19 protein-coding genes are annotated in these 17,388 nt (G+C 63.9%); 12 read left to right on the top strand and 7 right to left on the bottom strand.

Annotated features, from left to right (window positions below; all coding sequences use genetic code 11):
• Positions 1-97: 97 nt before the first annotated feature.
• The 3 genes from FNL56_RS12845 to FNL56_RS12855 are packed head-to-tail and all read left to right on the top strand — an operon-like array spanning position 98 to position 3,638.
• Positions 98-1,486, top strand: a complete 1,389-nt coding sequence (locus FNL56_RS12845; RefSeq protein WP_143573109.1) for a class II 3-deoxy-7-phosphoheptulonate synthase — start codon at positions 98-100, stop codon at positions 1,484-1,486.
• Positions 1,487-1,840 carry a diacylglycerol kinase gene (locus FNL56_RS12850; RefSeq protein WP_143573110.1) on the top strand — a complete coding sequence of 118 codons (354 nt, stop codon included), beginning with the start codon at positions 1,487-1,489 and terminating at the stop codon, positions 1,838-1,840.
• Positions 1,841-1,883: 43 nt separating this feature from the next.
• A complete protein-coding gene (locus tag FNL56_RS12855) occupies positions 1,884-3,638 on the top strand; it encodes an NAD+ synthase (protein ID WP_143582028.1) in 1,755 nt (584 codons plus the stop codon).
• Between the two features lie 198 nt (positions 3,639-3,836).
• On the opposite strand, the gene FNL56_RS12860 is transcribed toward FNL56_RS12855, so the two are convergent.
• The 6 genes from FNL56_RS12860 to FNL56_RS12885 all read right to left on the bottom strand — a co-directional run bounded on the left by FNL56_RS12860 (position 3,837) and on the right by FNL56_RS12885 (position 7,348).
• Positions 3,837-4,169 (bottom strand): SEC-C metal-binding domain-containing protein, encoded by a 333-nt coding sequence (locus tag FNL56_RS12860; protein ID WP_246660949.1) that lies wholly within the window; start codon positions 4,167-4,169, stop codon positions 3,837-3,839.
• A 122-nt stretch (positions 4,170-4,291) separates the two neighbouring features.
• Complete coding sequence (locus FNL56_RS12865) at positions 4,292-4,717, bottom strand: hypothetical protein (RefSeq protein ID WP_143573113.1); 426 nt, start codon at positions 4,715-4,717, stop codon at positions 4,292-4,294.
• Between the two features lie 204 nt (positions 4,718-4,921).
• Positions 4,922-5,326, bottom strand: a complete 405-nt coding sequence (locus tag FNL56_RS12870; protein ID WP_143573114.1) for a type II toxin-antitoxin system VapC family toxin — start codon at positions 5,324-5,326, stop codon at positions 4,922-4,924.
• Positions 5,323-5,586: an antitoxin gene (locus FNL56_RS12875; protein ID WP_143573115.1), complete on the bottom strand. Its 264-nt coding sequence runs from the start codon at positions 5,584-5,586 to the stop codon at positions 5,323-5,325. Before FNL56_RS12875 ends, FNL56_RS12870 begins: the two co-directional genes overlap by 4 nt.
• Before the next feature lie 119 nt (positions 5,587-5,705).
• Positions 5,706-6,833 carry a DUF2865 domain-containing protein gene (locus FNL56_RS12880; protein WP_143577868.1) on the bottom strand — a complete coding sequence of 376 codons (1,128 nt, stop codon included), beginning with the start codon at positions 6,831-6,833 and terminating at the stop codon, positions 5,706-5,708.
• Positions 6,834-7,048: 215 nt separating this feature from the next.
• Positions 7,049-7,348, bottom strand: a complete 300-nt coding sequence (locus FNL56_RS12885; RefSeq protein ID WP_143573117.1) for a hypothetical protein — start codon at positions 7,346-7,348, stop codon at positions 7,049-7,051.
• 299 nt (positions 7,349-7,647) lie between these two features.
• Between FNL56_RS12885 and cysS the strand changes: the two genes are divergently transcribed.
• Entirely contained in the window at positions 7,648-9,042 is a 1,395-nt protein-coding gene (gene cysS / locus FNL56_RS12890; protein ID WP_143573118.1) for a cysteine--tRNA ligase, read from the top strand.
• A complete protein-coding gene (locus FNL56_RS12895) occupies positions 9,042-9,542 on the top strand; it encodes a GNAT family N-acetyltransferase (protein ID WP_143573119.1) in 501 nt (166 codons plus the stop codon). Before cysS ends, FNL56_RS12895 begins: the two co-directional genes overlap by 1 nt.
• 170 nt (positions 9,543-9,712) lie before the next feature.
• On the opposite strand, the gene FNL56_RS12900 is transcribed toward FNL56_RS12895, so the two are convergent.
• A complete protein-coding gene (locus FNL56_RS12900) occupies positions 9,713-10,318 on the bottom strand; it encodes a TIGR00730 family Rossman fold protein (protein WP_143573120.1) in 606 nt (201 codons plus the stop codon).
• Between the two features lie 210 nt (positions 10,319-10,528).
• Between FNL56_RS12900 and FNL56_RS12905 the strand changes: the two genes are divergently transcribed.
• The 7 genes from FNL56_RS12905 (at position 10,529) to FNL56_RS12935 (ending at position 17,281) form a co-directional block, all read left to right on the top strand.
• Positions 10,529-12,466, top strand: a complete 1,938-nt coding sequence (locus tag FNL56_RS12905) for an ABCB family ABC transporter ATP-binding protein/permease (RefSeq protein ID WP_143573121.1) — start codon at positions 10,529-10,531, stop codon at positions 12,464-12,466.
• Positions 12,467-12,554: 88 nt separating this feature from the next.
• Positions 12,555-12,980 (top strand): endonuclease domain-containing protein, encoded by a 426-nt coding sequence (locus tag FNL56_RS12910; protein ID WP_143573122.1) that lies wholly within the window; start codon positions 12,555-12,557, stop codon positions 12,978-12,980.
• Between the two features lie 4 nt (positions 12,981-12,984).
• Positions 12,985-13,683, top strand: coding sequence for a phosphatidylserine decarboxylase (locus FNL56_RS12915; RefSeq protein ID WP_143573123.1), 699 nt, complete (start codon positions 12,985-12,987; stop codon positions 13,681-13,683).
• 80 nt (positions 13,684-13,763) lie between these two features.
• Entirely contained in the window at positions 13,764-14,630 is an 867-nt protein-coding gene (pssA, locus tag FNL56_RS12920; protein ID WP_143573124.1) for a CDP-diacylglycerol--serine O-phosphatidyltransferase, read from the top strand.
• Between the two features lie 64 nt (positions 14,631-14,694).
• A complete protein-coding gene (locus tag FNL56_RS12925; RefSeq protein ID WP_143582029.1) occupies positions 14,695-15,411 on the top strand; it encodes an RraA family protein in 717 nt (238 codons plus the stop codon).
• Positions 15,412-15,649: 238 nt separating this feature from the next.
• On the top strand, positions 15,650-16,426 hold the full coding sequence (locus FNL56_RS12930) for a motility protein A (protein WP_143573126.1): 777 nt from the start codon (positions 15,650-15,652) through the stop codon (positions 16,424-16,426).
• A 24-nt stretch (positions 16,427-16,450) separates the two neighbouring features.
• Positions 16,451-17,281 carry an OmpA/MotB family protein gene (locus tag FNL56_RS12935; RefSeq protein WP_143573127.1) on the top strand — a complete coding sequence of 277 codons (831 nt, stop codon included), beginning with the start codon at positions 16,451-16,453 and terminating at the stop codon, positions 17,279-17,281.
• Positions 17,282-17,388: the final 107 nt, after the last annotated feature.

The raw sequence follows: 17,388 nt of genomic DNA on the forward strand, positions 1-17,388 counted from the left end.
CGCGCAAGCCGGATTTCTGTCTGGTGATCCCTGGGAACCCTGTGTATAACGCGGCTCCGCTGCCTGCGGATGGCGCGGTTTTCAGGAGTTTAAAGTGATGGCAGAGCGGTGGACGCCCGATAGCTGGCGCAACAAGCCTGTGCAGCAGATGCCGGCCTATCCGGATCTGAAGGCGCTGGGCGACGTCGAGGCGCAACTGGCGACTTTTCCGCCGCTGGTATTTGCCGGTGAGGCGCGCAATCTGAAGAAGGCACTGGCCCGAGTCGCAAAGGGCGAGGCGTTCCTGCTGCAGGGCGGCGACTGTGCCGAGAGCTTCGCCGAACACGGCGCCAACAACATCCGCGATTTCTTCCGCGTGCTGCTGCAGATGGCGGTGGTGCTGACCTATGCCGGTGCCGTGCCGGTGGTAAAGGTCGGCCGCATCGCCGGCCAGTTCGCCAAGCCGCGCTCCTCGCCGATGGAGAAGATCGGGGACGTCGAATTGCCGAGCTACCGCGGCGATATCGTCAACGACAACGCCTTCACGGCGCAATCCCGCGTGCCGGATCCGATGCGCCAGCTGATGGCCTACCGGCAGTCGGCGGCGACGCTGAACCTGCTGCGCGCGTTCGCCACTGGCGGCTTCGCCAATCTCGGCAGCGTGCACCAGTGGATGCTCGGTTTCCTGAAGGATTCGCAGCAGTCGCGGCGCTACAAGGAGCTGGCCGACCGGATCTCGGACGCGCTGAATTTCATGCGCGCCTGTGGCCTCAACCTGGAAAGCCATCCGGAACTGCGCGCGACGGATTTCTACACCAGCCACGAGGCGCTGCTGCTCGGCTACGAGCAGGCCTTCACGCGCGTCGATTCGATGACCGGCGACTGGTACGCGACCTCCGGCCACATGATCTGGGTCGGCGACCGCACGCGTCAGCTCGACCACGCCCATATCGAATACTTCCGCGGCATCAAGAACCCGATCGGCCTGAAGTGCGGCCCGTCGCTGAAGCCCGATGAATTGCTCAAGCTGATCGACGTACTCAACCCCGAAAACGAGGCGGGCCGGCTGACGCTGATCAACCGCTTCGGCCACGAGAAGATCGGTGATCATTTGCCGGCGCTGATCCGCGCCGTCGAGCGGGAAGGGCGCACGGTCGTGTGGTCGTGCGATCCGATGCACGGCAACACCATCACCTCGAACTCCGGCTACAAGACCCGGCCGTTCGACCGCATTCTCTCGGAGGTGAAGTCGTTCTTCCAGATCCATGCCGCCGAAGGCACCCATCCGGGCGGCGTGCATCTGGAGATGACCGGCCAGAACGTTACCGAATGCACCGGCGGGGCGCGTTCAATCTCCGACGAGGACCTCAACGACCGCTACCACACGGTCTGCGACCCCCGCCTGAACGCCGAGCAGTCGATCGACATGGCGTTCCTGATCGCCGAACTGCTGAAGACCTCGCGGGTCGGCAAGGAAGATCCGATGCCGGTCGCGTCGGGCCTCTGAGTGACGCGCCTCTGGCGGGCCTGCATCAACACCTGGAACGGGCTGACCTTTGCCACCCGTTCCGAACAGGCGATTCGCGAGGAGCTGTTCGCACTACTCCTCGCGGTTCCGCTGGCGTTGCTGATCGGCACCACGGCGGCGCGCCGCATCGAGATGGTGGCGGTGGTGCTGTTGCTGCTTGCCGTCGAACTGCTCAACACCGCAATCGAGAAACTGGCCGACCGCGTCACCAGAGAGCACGATCCGCAGATCGGCGCCGTGAAAGACATGGGCTCCGCCGCCGTCGGTGTCGCGCTGGTGATCGCCGGGCTGACCTGGGCGTTCGCGCTTGGCGAGCGCATGGGGCTCTACTGACCACGCAATTGCGAAAGGTGAGCCCGCGGGCTTAAATCACTTCATGACAGATTCCGCGCGCTTCGTTCTCACCCTTGCCCAGCTCAATCCGACCGTGGGCGACATCGCCGGCAACGCCGCCATGGCGCGCGCGGCGCGTGCGCAGGCCGCGGCCGATGGCGCCGCGCTGATCGTATTCCCGGAACTGTTCATCGCCGGCTATCCGCCGGAAGATCTGGTGCTGAAGCCCTCGTTCCAGGCGGCGTGCCGGGCTGCGATCGAGGAACTGGCGCGCGAGACGTCGGACGGGGGTCCCGCGATGCTGATCGGCTCGCCGTGGGTCGACGGCGGCAAGCTCTACAACGCCTGCGCGCTGCTCGACGAAGGCCGCATCAGTGCGATCCGCTACAAGGTCAATTTGCCGAACTACGGCGTGTTCGACGAGAAGCGCGTTTTCGCGCGCGGCCCTGTATCCGGCCCGATGACCATCCGCGGGCTGCGGATCGGCGTGCCGATCTGCGAAGACACCTGGATGGAAGAGTCCGAGGATTACGAGAACGTCGTCGAGACGCTCGCCGAGACGGGCGCGGAAATCCTGATCGTGCCGAACGGCTCGCCCTATGCGCGCGACAAGAACGATTTGCGGCTGTCGGTGCAGGTCGCGCGCGTCATAGAAAGCGATCTGCCGCTGGTCTACCTCAACCAGGTCGGTGGCCAGGACGAACTGGTGTTCGACGGCGCGTCCTTCGTGCTCAACGCCGACCGCACGCTCGGCGCGCAACTGCCGGGCTTTGCCGAGAGCATCACCACGCTGAACTTCGAGAAAACCAAGGACGGCTGGCGCTGCGACGGCCCGATCGCGCCGGTGCTGGAAGGCGACGCCGGCGACTACGCCGCCTGCGTGCTGGGCCTTCGCGACTACGTGCAGAAGAACGGGTTTCCCGGCGTGCTGATGGGCGTCTCCGGCGGCATCGATTCCGCGTTGTGTGCAGCCTTGGCCGTCGATGCGCTCGGCGCCGACCGCGTCCGCGGCGTGATGCTGCCGTTCCGGTTCACCGCGCAGGTATCACTCGACGATGCCGCCGATCTCGCGCAGCGGCTCGGCATCCGCTACGAGGTGCTGCCGATCGCGGAGGCGGTCAACGGTTTTGAGAGCATTTTGTCAGGCACGTTTGCCGGCCTGCCGCGCGACATCACCGAAGAGAATCTGCAGGCCCGCACGCGCGGCACGCTGTTGATGGCGATCTCCAACAAGACCGGCGCGATGGTCGTGACCACTGGCAACAAGTCGGAAATGTCGGTCGGCTACGCCACGCTGTATGGCGACATGAATGGCGGCTTCAACCCGATCAAGGACATCTACAAGACCGAAGTGTTCCGGCTGTGCACGTTGCGCAATTCGTGGAAGCCGGAAGGCGCGCTGGGCCCCGACGGCGAGGTGATCCCGGTCAACATCATCGTGCGCCCGCCGACCGCGGAATTGCGCGAGAACCAGACCGACCAGGATTCGTTGCCGCCCTACGACATTCTCGACGGCATTCTCGAGCGTCTGGTCGAGCGCGAGGAGCCGCTGTCGGTGATCGTCGCCGAAGGCTTCGACAAGGACGTCGTGATCCGGATCGACCGCCTGCTCAACATCGCCGAATACAAGCGCCGCCAGGCCGCGCCCGGCGTCAAAGTCACGCGGCGCAATTTCGGCCGCGATCGCCGCTATCCGATCACCAACAAGTTTCGCGATCTGGCCCTGCCGCTGCCGGTCGCCGACGAAACGCTGGTAACGCACGCGAGCAAGGGATCGGCCGAGGCGTTCGAAGGGTAGGGCGACGTCCAGTCGATATCGAGTGACCTCTACTCGGCATACGGAAACGCTAAACTGGCGAAACATGGGCGTAGGCTGGCAGACAGAAAGGTCGTCGAGTTTGCTGTTCTCAAGAGCTGACACAGCCCGGTCCAGCATCGGGAATGAGAATTGTTGACACAAGCAAAGCGGTTTGCCGCCGTTGAGGCTTAGCGGTTGTTACGCTCGCTGGCCGTGGCATCTTTTCCACTTCTTTCCGCTACCACAGGGGCAGTAATCGTTCCTGCCAATCTTTCCCTTGGAGTGCACATTGGCAATCCGCCTCTGCTGCAGCGCGCCGCCCTCCGCGCGTAGACGCTCGATTTCAGCCGTTGGAACGCCGGCAAGATTCACATTGCGAAAATGTGCTCCAAACAGCTTTCCCTCCTTGTCGTATTCGAACTCCACGAGGCGGCGATTTTGCTTGTTGTCAGCAAGCATGACGACGCGCGTATGTTCTATGGCGCCTTCAATGTCGTGTGGTACGTCAGGCGACCATACATACTGAGTCATCTCCATTCCACCATATGATGACAGCGGACGTGCGCGCTCTACAGAATGTCCGAATGCGGCACGAGCACATCAAGTAGCGCCTGGCGCTCATGGAGCTGATAGCGTTTGCCTTGAACATTCAATCAGAGTGTTTCCGCGCGAAACCGAAACTCCTCCAGCTGCATATCCAGTTGCCGGTCTTGAGCCCGTCGGTGAGCCGTCAAGCACATCTGATAGTCGAGAGTGAAACGCCGGAATAATGTCTCGACATTCGCTCGCAGCTTGGTCAAATCTTCCTCGCTTACGTCGGTGGCGTACTGCTCCGGCTTAACTGACACGATCACGCTTTGTACATAATCAACCATCCGCGCTGCTGCGAGCTTGTCTGAGTCGTCCGCATCTCTGCCGACTAACCCGACCATCATCGCAGAATATTCCCACCAGCCCCGTTGAAGCAGACGGTCGGGGGGGAAGGCGGACAATTTGCGCTGCGATTTCGGCGACAAGGACGTCGATCTCGGCGACTGCAATCGGATACTGAGCCACCAGTTGGGCTTGAGCCGCTTCAAATTGCTCTTTTGTTGCCCGTGAGCGGCCTATCACCACCCGACCGAAGCGCGCGAACTCTAAAGGCCCGGCGGAAAAGTGGTCGTCTGGCTTGGTGTATTTAGCCTTTCGCTTTTTCTGCTTGGCCACTTTGGTCCTCCTGCACGAGATGGAACTTTGCCCGCGCTTTGTCGCTTCTCCAGGAGAGATCCTCAGCTTTTTCGACTCTACGTCGTCCAGTCCTCGATCCTCAACGATTGAGGAATACGGGCAAAAGCTTTGTCGCGCGTCACGAGGGTCGCGTCGACGGCTGCGGCATGGGCGGCGATCATCATGTCGAGGGGCGCAAGCGTCACGCCTTTCGCTTCGCATGCCGCCCGCAAGTCGCCGTAGGTTTTGGCGACATCGTGATCCCATGGCAGCACATCGACGCGAAGCAGGAACTGCCGGACCCGCTCGGACAGCGCCTCGGGGTAGCCGCGCTTCGCCAGACCGTAAAGAAGTTCTGCTTCGGTGACGGAGGAGAGCACAATGTCTTCCATGGGAAGTGCAATTAGCCGCTCGATGATCTCACGCCGATCGCCCCTGATGACATGGCTGGCGATATTGGTGTCGAGCATCCGGACCGTCATTCTTTCCAGCCAGCGAACGGATCGCGTTGCTGCGTCGGTCCGCTGCGGTCGGCCGTTCCCATGAAATCGTCCGGCATCTGATCCTGGCCGTGTAGCTCGAGAAGGCCGTCCCAGGAATCCGGCTTGCGGGAGAGGATGACGTCGCCGGTCTTGGGGTCACGGCGCACGAAAACCTCGCTGCCTTCGAAGCGAAACTCCGCCGGCAGCCTGACGGCCTGGCTACGGCCGGTCGTGAAAATTTTGGCGGTTCGCGATGTCATGGCACTCTCCACGTGCTGATACATACCATGATATATATCAAGGAGCAGCGACTATCAAGGCTGACAACCAAGCGGAATCAAAGAGTCCGCAACGCTGCTTGCCTGCGCGTCGCGCTGTCTTACTGCGCCTTCGGCAGGAACGTCGGTCCCACCGAGCGGATCGGCTTGTTGGGATCGGCCGGCGCAGCGGGGGCTGCGGCAGGGGTCTCGGCGGGCGGAGGCGCGGCGCCCTTTTTGGCGGAGACCGGCGTGCCCTTGGCGGGTGGCAGTGACATCCGCTTGGCGCGTTCTTCGGTGACGATGATGTCGCCGTTTTCGGCCGCCGCCTTGTCGTCTATGTTCTTCAGCGCGTCCGACCAGGTCTGGCCCTGCGCCTTGCAGGAGCATGACGGGTTGAATTCGGTACGGTACTTGAACGCATTCGGCGACGACGTATAGGGCTGGCGGGAGATCGACACCGCTGCGTTCATGTCCTCGCCCGGATTGCGGTAGCTGAACAGGCTGGCATCGGCCGCAGGGCACAGGCTCTTGCAGGTTTTCTCGTCGTCGGCGAACCGGCTTTGCACCGTGGCGAACGAGATCGGGAAATAAGCGCCGTCGCAGGTCCGCACGCAGACGGTGCGATAGGTGCCGGACGGCGCGGTCGCCACCGCGGCGTCGAGCGGCGGGGCATCGGGGCTGGGCTCGTTGTTGCCGAACAAATTGTTGAGGAAATTGCCGGCGCCGGAGCCGGGTGCAGGATTGCGCGCGGCAGCAGCATATTGCGGTCCGCAATTGTTCTGCGCCAGCGCCAGCAGCACCGAGCGGCGCTGGCTGTCGCGGTCCGAACTGCCGGGGGTGCCGACGCGCAGCCGCTCCAGATTGCTGGTGATCTGGTCGAGATTACCGCGCATCTGCTGGATCTGGTTGTTGACCGGGCCGCACTGTGCCGACTGGCCGTTGAACATCGAGAAGAAGCCGGAGGAATCGCAGCCCATCCGCCGGGCCTGCGCGGTGACGCGGTCGAGCTCGTTCTGCTGCTTGGAGGCTGCGTCCTCATAGCGTCGCAATTGCTCGGCGCGCGCGGGGTCGCCACCGCCGCCGCGGTCAATGGTCGCGAGCTGGCCCTCCAGCCGCACGCACATCGGATTGGCGCTTTGTTGCGGGGGCGCGCCTTGCGCTGCGGCCTCATTGGCCAGCGACACAGCGCCGAGCAGGACGGTGCAGGCCAGAAACTTGCGGAGCGAGGCAGTCAACGTGTCAGACATAAGGGCCACTACAGCACATCGGGTCAGATCGGCGCGGGTTCGATGCTTGGCAAACCCCCTTGCCGGCCTTGCCGAATTCGCCAAATCAGGCAATTTCCTGGGCGACGGCAACGCGGCTTTCCCATAGCCGCTTCTCGCGGCAGGGTCACGTCGTTTCCGGGGCTGCACTGTGGCGGCCGGACGCTGCCGCCGTCACCCGATGCGGATCGCCGTTGTCAGCGCTGGCAGGTGATTGCGACGTATTCTTCGCGGGCGCTGCCGCCGGCGGCCGGCTTGGGCACCGAGCCGGTGATCTCGTCGGGATCGACCCGGCGGAACGCGGTCGCCTGGGCGAATTGCCGCGATTGGCAATAGGCCAAAGCGGCCGAGGCGCCGCATTTGTCGCTGCCGGCCAGGCAGCGGTCGATGCCATAGCCGTCGGGTTGGTTGGCGATGATGAAGACGCGGGAATCAGCCACGGCGGAGGAGGCGGCCAGCACCGAGGTGGCGGCTAGCAACAGGGCAATCGATTTCATGGCTCACCTGATGAATGAATCAACCAAAGGCCCTTCAATAGAGCCAAAAAGCTGAACAATCATTAACCATGGCGTGGGCGGCCTCGATTTTCCGAAAGATGAGCGCGCCAATGCTGTCCAGAGCGACGGATGGCAGCCCTTGACGGCCAAGCCCCGGCTGCCGCATGGTGCCGCTAATGAACGGTTTTCTCGCCAATTGCGGCCTGCGCCGCGAGATTACGAGCTAGCTTGACGCTGGCTGCGGCCGTCACTTCTCAATCGAGATCATGCGACGCCCGGCCATCAGGGACGGGACAGTCATGGATTTGCGCCTTTACGATACGCTGAGCAAAGAGAAGCGCGACTTTGTGCCGATCGATGCCGACAACGTCCGGCTCTATGTCTGCGGGCCCACCGTCTATGACTTCGCCCATATCGGCAATGCCCGGCCGGTGATCGTGTTCGACGTGCTGTTCCGGATGCTGCGCTACATCTACGGCCCCGACCAGGTCACCTATGTCCGCAACATCACCGACGTCGATGACAAGATCAACGACCGCGCCATCCGGGATTTCCCGGGCCTGCCGCTGAACGAGGCGATCCGCGCCGTCACCGAGAAGACCGCCGCGCAGTTTCATGCCGATGTCGCAGCACTGGGCTGCCTGCCGCCGACGCATCAGCCGCGCGCCACCGACTTCGTGCTGCCGCGCGCCGACGGCAAGTCCGACATGGTGACCTTGATCCAGCAACTGATCGCCCGCGGCCATGCCTACGAGGCTGGTGGCGAGGTGCTGTTCGACACCGAATCGATGCCGGATTACGGCGCGCTGTCCGGCCGCAAGCTGGAGGACCAGCAGGCCGGCGCGCGCATTGCCGTCGACGCGCACAAGAAGCACGCGACCGATTTCGTGCTGTGGAAGCAGTCGTCCGCGGACGAACCCGGCTGGGAAAGCCCGTGGGGCAGGGGCCGGCCGGGCTGGCACATCGAGTGCTCTGCGATGTCGGCGGCCTATCTCGGCACCACTTTCGACATTCACGGCGGCGGGCTCGATTTGATCTTTCCGCACCACGAGAACGAGATCGCGCAGTCGCGCTGCGCGCACGGCACCGATGTCATGGCGAACTACTGGATGCACAACGGCTTCCTGCAGGTCGAAGGCGAGAAGATGTCGAAATCGACAGGCAACTTCATCACTATTCGTGACCTGCTCAACGACTGGCCGGGCGAGGTCATCCGCCTCAACATGCTGAAGACGCATTATCGCTCGCCGATGGACTGGACGTTGAAGGGGCTCGAGGAAAGCGCCAAAACGCTCGACGACTGGTACTGGGTCGCGGCCGACAACAAGGGCGGCCACCCGTCGAACAAGGTGATCGATGCGTTGTCCGACGATCTCAATACGCCGCAATTGATCGCGGCGCTGCACGGCCTGCGCAACAGCGCCGCTGCCGGCGACGATAAGGATCGCGGCAAGTTCGCGGCGTCCTTGCGGATGGTCGGCTTCCTCAACGAGACCGCGGCCGAATGGGCCGGGCGCAAGCAGCAGGCCAGCGGCGTCGATGCCTCCAAGGTCGAGGGCCTGATCGCCGACCGCACCGCGGCGCGCGCGCGCAAGGATTTCAAGGAATCCGACCGGCTGCGCGACGAACTGGCCGCGCTTGGCGTGACCATCAAGGACTCCAAGGAAGGCACCACGTGGGAGATCGCACGCTGATGGGACAGGCCATGCCTCAAGCCACGCTGCGGCCGTTCCTGCCGACCGACACGCCGATCCTGGCGGCGATCTTCGTCGCCAGCATTTCGGAGCTGACCGGCGACGATTACAGCGAGACGCAGCAGGCGGCGTGGGCCTCGGCCGCGGAGGACGAGGCCGCGTTCGGCAAGCGTCTCGCCGGGCAGTTGACACTGATCGCATCGCTGGAGAATTCGCCGGTCGGCTTTGCCTCATTGCGCGGCGCCGACCACATCGATTTGTTGTACGTGCACCCCAGCGCGGTGCTGCGCGGCGTCGCGGCGATGCTATGCGACGCGCTGGAAAAACTCGCTGGCGCGCGCGGCGCCAAGATTCTGACGGCAGATGTCAGCGACAACGCGCAGGAGTTCTTCGAAAAGCGCGGCTACATCGCAACCCGCCGCAGCACGATCACGATGGGCGACGAATGGCTCGCCAATACCACGATGCAGAAAACGCTCGGTGAGGCGACGCCGCTCTGAGGAGGCTGCCATTCCCGGGCGGGAACAGCGTTAGCTGCGAGGGAACCTCAGCCGCTCCAACTGGAGCGGCTGAGCATCCCGAGATGAGACGATCAACAACTCGAGGTTCCGGGTCTGCGCCACCCGGCTTCGCCGTCTTTCGCATCCCGGAATGACACCGAGTTGATAAACTACAGCCTTGCCGCGACTTCGGGGGCGAGGTTCTTGGCGTCTTCCGAGGCCTGCGCGGCGGCGGCGCGGATGCGGGGCAAGATGTCCTCGACGCGGTCGGCCTGCAGCACGTCGAGCGGCAGGGTCGGCCGGATGAAGGCGGTGGCGCGCATGTGCTCGAGCAATTCGAGCAGCGGGTCCCAGAAATTTCCGATGTTGGCCAGCAGGATCGGCTTGCTATGCCGGCCGAGCTGCTGCCAGGTCAATTGCTCGACCAGCTCTTCCAGCGTGCCGATACCGCCGGGCAGGGCGACGAAGGCATCCGAGCGCTCGAACATCAGCCGCTTGCGCTCGTGCATGTCGTGGGTAACGATCAGCTCCTGAGCGCCGGTCAGCGCATTTTCGCGCTTGGTCAGGAATTCCGGGATGATGCCTGTGACGTGGCCGCCGTGCTCCAGCACCGAGGTGGCCACCGCGCCCATCAGGCCGATCGAGCCGCCGCCATAGACCAGGCCGACGCCGTTTTCGGCCAGCGACTTGCCGAGCGCGATAGCCGATTCGACGAAGCGGGGATCCGTGCCCGGGCCGGAGCCGCAGTACACGCAGACGTTCTTGATGATGCTCATCTAATTTATGTGGCAGTGCGGAAAGACAGCGTCAAGACCCGGACGATCTGCCGACGCGAATTTGATGCCTCGTACATCCTGGCGTGGGAAAGATTTGTACCACGAAGGGTGCGACAACAGGCCCAACTCCCTATATGCGTTCCAGCATGCAACCGACCTTAAACATCCTGCGGCGCCCAGTAGCCGCCTCGTTCATCCCGGGCGCTATCGATGGCTGATCCCGCCCATTCGCATTCCCACGATAGCGCCCCCACGTCGTCGATCGAGCGCGGCACGCTGATGTCGACGCTGGTTCACCTGTGGCCCTACATCTGGCCCGGTGACCGCGCCGACCTGAAGATGCGGGTGTTCTGGTCGATGGTGCTGCTGGTGATCGCCAAGCTGGCGACGCTGACCGTGCCCTTCACCTTCAAATGGGCGATCGACGCGCTGACCGGCGCCGACACCGCCCCGGTGCAATCGTCCAACTGGGCGCTGTGGCTGATCGCGTCGCCTGTCATCATGACCGTGAGCTACGGCCTGATCCGCGTGCTGATGGCGGTGCTGACGCAATGGCGCGACGGCATCTTCGCCAAGGTGGCGATGCATGCGGTGCGCAAGCTCGCCTACCTCACCTTCGTCCACATGCACGAACTGTCGCTGCGCTTCCATCTGGAGCGCAAGACCGGCGGCCTGACGCGGGTGCTGGAGCGGGGACGGCTCGGCATCGAAGTGATCGTGCGGATGGTGATCCTGCAGCTGGTGCCGACGGTGGTGGAAGTCTCGCTCTTGATGGGCGTGCTGCTGTGGCAATTCGACTGGCGCTACGTGCTGGTGGTCGCCATCACGGTCGTCGTTTACATGTATTATACCTACATCGCGACGGAATGGCGGATCGAGATCCGTCGCCGCATGAACGATTCCGACACCGAGGCCAATACCAAGGCGATCGATTCGCTGCTCAACTACGAGACGGTGAAATATTTCAGCGCCGAGGCGCGCGAGGCCGAGCGGTATGACGGCTCGATGGCGCGCTATGAAAAGGCCAGCGTCAAGACCTATACGTCGCTGGCGCTGCTCAATACCGGACAGGCGGTCATCTTCACCTGCGGCCTGACCGCGACCATGCTGATGTGCGCCATTGGCGTGCGGAACGGCACCAACACGGTCGGCGATTTCGTCATGGTGAATGCGATGATGATCCAGCTGTACCAGCCGCTGAATTTCATGGGAATGGTGTATCGCGAGATCAAGCAGGCGGTGATCGACATCGAGAAGATGTTCGGCGTGCTGCAGCGTAACCCGGAGGTCAAGGATCTGCCGGGCGCCAAGCCGTTGCTGGTCAGCGCCGGCGCGGTCCGCTTCGACAACGTGCAGTTTTCCTACGATCCCGAGCGGCCGATCCTGAAAGGGCTGTCGTTCGAGGTGCCGGCCGGCAAGACGGTGGCGATCGTCGGCCCGTCCGGCGCCGGCAAGTCGACGATCTCGCGGCTGCTGTTCCGGCTCTATGACGTCTCCGGCGGCACCATCTCGATCGACGGCCAGAACATCCGCAATGTCACCCAGACCAGTCTGCGCGAAGCCATAGGCATGGTGCCGCAGGACACCGTGCTGTTCAACGACACCATCCGCTACAACATCCGCTACGGCCGCTGGGACGCCACCGACGCAGAGGTCGAGGAGGCCGCCCGGACCGCGCAGATCGACGGCTTCATCCGGATGTCGCCGAAGGGCTACGAGACCGAAGTCGGCGAGCGCGGCCTGAAACTGTCGGGCGGCGAGAAGCAGCGCGTGGCGATCGCCCGCACCGTGCTGAAGGCGCCGCCGATCCTGCTGCTCGATGAAGCCACCTCGGCGCTCGACAGCCACACCGAGCAGGAAATCCAGGACGCGCTGGAGAAGGTATCGAAGGACCGCACCTCTTTGGTGATTGCACACCGGCTGTCGACCATCGTCGGCGCCGACGAGATCATCGTGCTGGATCAGGGCCGGATCGCCGAGCGCGGCACCCACAGCCAACTGCTGGCCGCCTCCGGGCTCTACGCCAGCATGTGGAACCGGCAGCGCGAGGCCCAGGAAGCCCGCGAGCGGCTGGCGATGATCGCGGACGACGACGCCGCACCGAACCGCAAGCCGCCGGCATTGCTGGCCCCGGACGCCGCGGAGTAGATTCTTTCTTGTTCCCCTCTCCCCCGGCGCCGCGAAGCGGCGTTGGCGGGAGAGGGTGGCCGCGCGCAGCGCGGACGGGAGAGGGGGCATGGCGAGGGAGTACGCCAAAGCTTTGCGTTCGAACATGACCGACGCCGAACGTCGGCTGTGGTACCTGCTGCGCGCCCATCGCTTCCGCGGCTACAAATTTAAGCGCCAGTTGCCGGTCGGGCCTTACATCGTTGATTTCGTTTGTCTGGCCGAACGTCTGGTCATCGAAGTCGACGGCGGACAGCATTCTGAAAACCGATCGGATCTCCACCGCGACCATTGGCTTAAAGATCAAGGGTTTCGCGTGCTGCGGTTCTGGAATAATGAAGTGTTGAACAATTCGGACGGGGTGCTTGAAGTTCTCATCAAGCACCTTGGTTCAACCTCGACCGCCCCCTCTCCCGGCCACGCTGACGCGCGGCCACCCTCTCCCGCCAGTCGCAGCTTCGCTGCGCCCGGGGGAGAGGGGAAGAAAGAACGCTGAGCCCATGTCCATCGCCAATTCCATCCGTGCGCAGATCCCGCCGATCCACAAGGAAGGCTACCCGTTCATCGGCGCGTTTGCGCTGGCGACGCTGATTCTGTTCTGGATCTGGACGCCGCTGGGCTGGATCGGCACCATCCTCACTGGGTGGTGCGCGCTGTTTTTCCGCGATCCGGTCCGCGTCACGCCGATCCGCGAGGGCGTCGTGGTGTCGCCGGCCGATGGCCGGGTGTCGCTGATCCAGATGGTGCTGCCGCCGGCCGAACTCGGCCTCGGCGATATCCCGCTGCTGCGCATCTCGGTGTTCATGAGCGTTTTCAACTGCCATGTGAACCGCAGTCCCGTCGCCGGCCGCATCGAGCGGATCGCCTACCGGCCCGGCAAGTTCATCAATGCCGAGCTCGACAAGGCCTCCGACGACAATGAGCGCAATTCGCTGGTGATCTCGATCCCCGGCGGCCGCATCGGCGTGGTGCAGATCGCGGGCCTGGTGGCGCGGCGGATCGTCTCCTTCGTGCGCGAGGGCCAGATGCTGGGCGCCGGCGAGCGCTTCGGCCTGATCCGGTTCGGCTCGCGGCTCGACGTCTATCTGCCGGAAGGCAGCAAGGCGCTGGTATCGGTCGGCCAGACCGCGGTGGCCGGCGAGACCGTGCTGGCCGATTTCATGGTCGGCGACGGCGGCCGCACCTACCGGATCGATTAATCCTGTTCTTCAGCCAAACGGGTCGGGGCCTCGCCACAATGGCGGAGCACGGTCGGGTTTGCTAAAGGGGAACCATGCAAATGCCGACCGATCCCTCGCCAGACACCCGCCGCCGCCGGTTCCGGACCATTCCGGTCCGGATGCTGGTCCCCAATCTGATCACGCTGCTGGCGATATGCGCCGGCCTGACGGCGATCCGGCTCTCAACCGAGGGCCGGATGGAACTGGCGGTCGCCGCGATCGTGTTCGCCGCGGTGCTCGACGGGGTCGACGGCCGCGTCGCCCGCATGATCAAGGGCCAGTCCAAGTTCGGCGCCGAGCTCGACAGCCTCGCCGATTTCGTCAATTTCGGCGTGGCGCCCGGCCTGATCCTGTATTTCTGGCAGTTGCACGATCTCAGCAATATCGGCTGGATCGCGGCGATGATCTTCGCGATCTGCGGCAGCCTGCGGCTGGCGCGCTTCAATGCCGAGATGGACGACCCCAACAAGCCGGCCTTCGCCGCCAACTTCTTCACCGGCATGCCGGCGCCGCTCGGCGCCATCACCGTGCTGCTGCCGATCTATCTGGCGTTCCTCGGGGTGCCGACGCCTCCGGCGGTACTGACCACGTTGTTCACGCTGTTGATCGCGTTCCTGATGGTGTCGCGGCTGCCGGTGTTCTCCGGCAAGTCGATGAACATGCGGGTGCCGCGCGAACTGGTGCTGCCGGTGGTGGCGGGCGTCGTGCTCTTCATCGCGCTGCTGATCGGCTATCCCTGGCATGTGCTGTCGCTATTGTCGGTGCTGTATCTGGCCTTCCTGCCTTTCGGCTGGAAATCCTACCGCGCGCAGGAGCGCGCACTGGCGGCCTCTACGGCCGTCGTGCCGGTGGAGCCCGCCCCGGTGCCGGCCACCTACGTCACGCCGGCGGCGAAGCCCGACGACTCGCCCGTGCGGCTGAACTAGGCCCCGATCGGCCCGACGACGACATCCTGCACAGACCGGATGCGCAACAACCAGGGAGACCATCATGACCCATTCCAGCGAAGCGCTGTCAGCTGCGGTCCTCGAAGCGCTCGGGGGCTATGATACGCCGACCATCTGCAACGCGATGGAGATCGTGGCACCGGAGCGCCGGCTGATCGGCTACACCACCAAGCCGCTGGTCTGCCCGTTCCCCGATCTGCCGGCGATCGTCGGCTATGCCCGCACCGCAACGATCCGCTCGGTGGTTGCCTCCGGCCTGCCGGCCGCCGAACAGGCGGCGCGCCGCATCGCCTATTACGACTATGTCGGCACCGGCCCGGGCCCGCGCATCAGCGTCATCCAGGATATCGACGGCGCCGACGTCGGCTACGGCGCGTTCTGGGGCGAGGTGCAGAGCGCCGTGCACAAGGCGCTGGGCTGTGTCGGCGTCGTCACCGACGGCTCGATCCGCGATATTCCGCAATGGGCCGAGGGATTTCAGGCGCTGGCGGGCTCGCTGGGGCCGTCGCATGCCTATGTTCATGCCGAGAGTTTTGGCGGCGAGGTCCGTGTTGCCGGCATGACGGTGCGCTCCGGCGACCTGATCCATGCCGACCAGCACGGCGCCGTGGTGATCCCGCTGGATATCGCGGCGAAGCTTCCCGATGCCGCCGAACTATGCGGCCGCCGCGAGACGCCGATCCTCGACATCGCCCGCAGCACTTCGTTCTCGCTGGAGAAATTGAAAGCTGCGCTGAAGCAGGCGTCGGAAATCCACTAAAGCGATAGGCGTCTGTTTCTTTCTGACGTCACAAACGGCGTTGGTTCGGTAACGGGTTCTGTTATGGCTCCGCGATGAACGCGCCACGCGTCGATTGTTCCGGCGCCGCCGCGCTTTGCTACCTTACACTTTACCAGTCCTTAATGGCGCGCCGCTACGTTGTGGACGCGCGCCCGCTGAGGACGCGTGGCCGTCCAGCACGGATAGTCGTCGCGTACGCCTAGCGTCGGAGTGTTTCATGGATATCGCAACAAGCGTCGGTCTGATCGCCGGCATCGCGGTGCTCTGCACGCTGGTCCTGATGGGCGGCGATTTTAAGATGTTCTACGACATCCATGCCGTGATCATCATTTTCGGCGGCTCGATCGCTGCGACCCTGATCCGTTTCCCGTTGTCCGCGATCATGCACGGCATGCCGCTGGGCGCGAAGTTCGCCTTCACGCTGAGCCGGCTGTCGGCGCGCGATCTGGTCGACGAGCTCGCCCGCATTGCCGAGATCGCCCGCAAGCAGGGTCCGGTCGGTCTTGAAAAGGTCGAGACCAACGAGCCGTTCCTCGCCAAGGGCATCCGCTTCGTCGCCGACGGCTACGATCTCGAATTCATCCGCGACAACCTCGAGCGCGACCGCGACAACTTTCTGATGCACCTCAATGAGGGCAGCAAGATCTACCGCGCGATCGGCGACTGCGCCCCGGCGTTCGGCATGATCGGCACTCTGCTCGGCATGGTGCAGATGTTCTCCAACATGTCGGATCCGTCCAAGCTCGGCCCGTTCATGGCTGTGGCGTTGCTGGCCACCTTGTACGGCGCGCTGGTCGCCAACCTGATCTGTCTGCCGATCGCCGACAAGCTGCATGGCAAGGTGATGGACGAAGAAACCAACCGGACGTTGATCATCGACGGCATCCTGATGATCCGCGATTCCAAGAGCCCGACCCTGGTTCGCGAAATGCTGCTGGCCTATCTGCCCGAGAAGCACCGCCACGATCTAGAGGGCGAGCCGGTCCCGGCCTAACGGGAGCGGACGCGGGGCAGTCCCATGGCGAAGAAGAAGCGCGAAGAAGCCCATGGCGGTCACGGCTGGTTCGTGACCTTCGCCGATCTGATGGCGCTGCTGCTCAGCTATTTCGTAATGCTGGTAGCGTTCTCCAGCCCGGATGGCGCCAAGCTGAAGATCGTCTCCGGCTCGATCCGCGAAGCGTTCGGCGTGCAGTCCGACGCGCGCTATTCCGGCGTGATCGAATCCGACGGTCTGCCGACCCGTGGTCAGACCAAGAACGTCGGCCACGTCACGCCCGAGGAGGCGTCCAACCAGACCAGTCCCGACGAGAGCAACGCCAGCGGCCGGCCGAAAGGCGCCAAGCTGAAGATGGACCGCGAATTCGCGCTGGCCTCCGCTTCGTTGCGCCAGGCGCTGCAGGACATGCCGGAGATCAGCGAGATCTCCAAGAACATTATGTTCGAGGAAACCAAGCAGGGGCTGAACCTCGAGATCATCGACCAGAACGGCCGCTCGATGTTCGCCGAAGGCTCCAAGGTGCCCTATGAGCGCACGAGGCTGCTGTTGCAGAAACTTGCCGGCCCGCTGAAAGCGACGCCGCTGCGGGTGGCGATCGTGGGACATACTGCCGCGGGCTTCATCCCGGCGCGCGCCGAATATGACGCCTTCGACCTGTCCGCCGACCGCGCCAACGTGGTGCGCCAGATCCTGGAACGCGAGGGCCTGCCGCCGGCCAACGTGTTCTCGGTGTCCGGCAAGGCGGACGGCCAGCCGCTATTTCCCGACGATCCGTCGATGGCCGCCAACCGCCGGGTGACCATCACCCTGATGCGCGAGGATCCGCCGCTGCCGCCGAATCTCAAGCCGTAGCTCGCGTCAAATCCTTTTTTTGGGATCTCACCCCAAAATTGCCATTGCTCCGGCGGCGGCAAAGGGGTGTGTTCTGCTATCGTCAAGCGGTTGACTGGTCTTGCCCG

It is taken from the genome of Tardiphaga sp. vice304 (assembly GCF_007018905.1).
Lineage (GTDB): Bacteria > Pseudomonadota > Alphaproteobacteria > Rhizobiales > Xanthobacteraceae > Tardiphaga.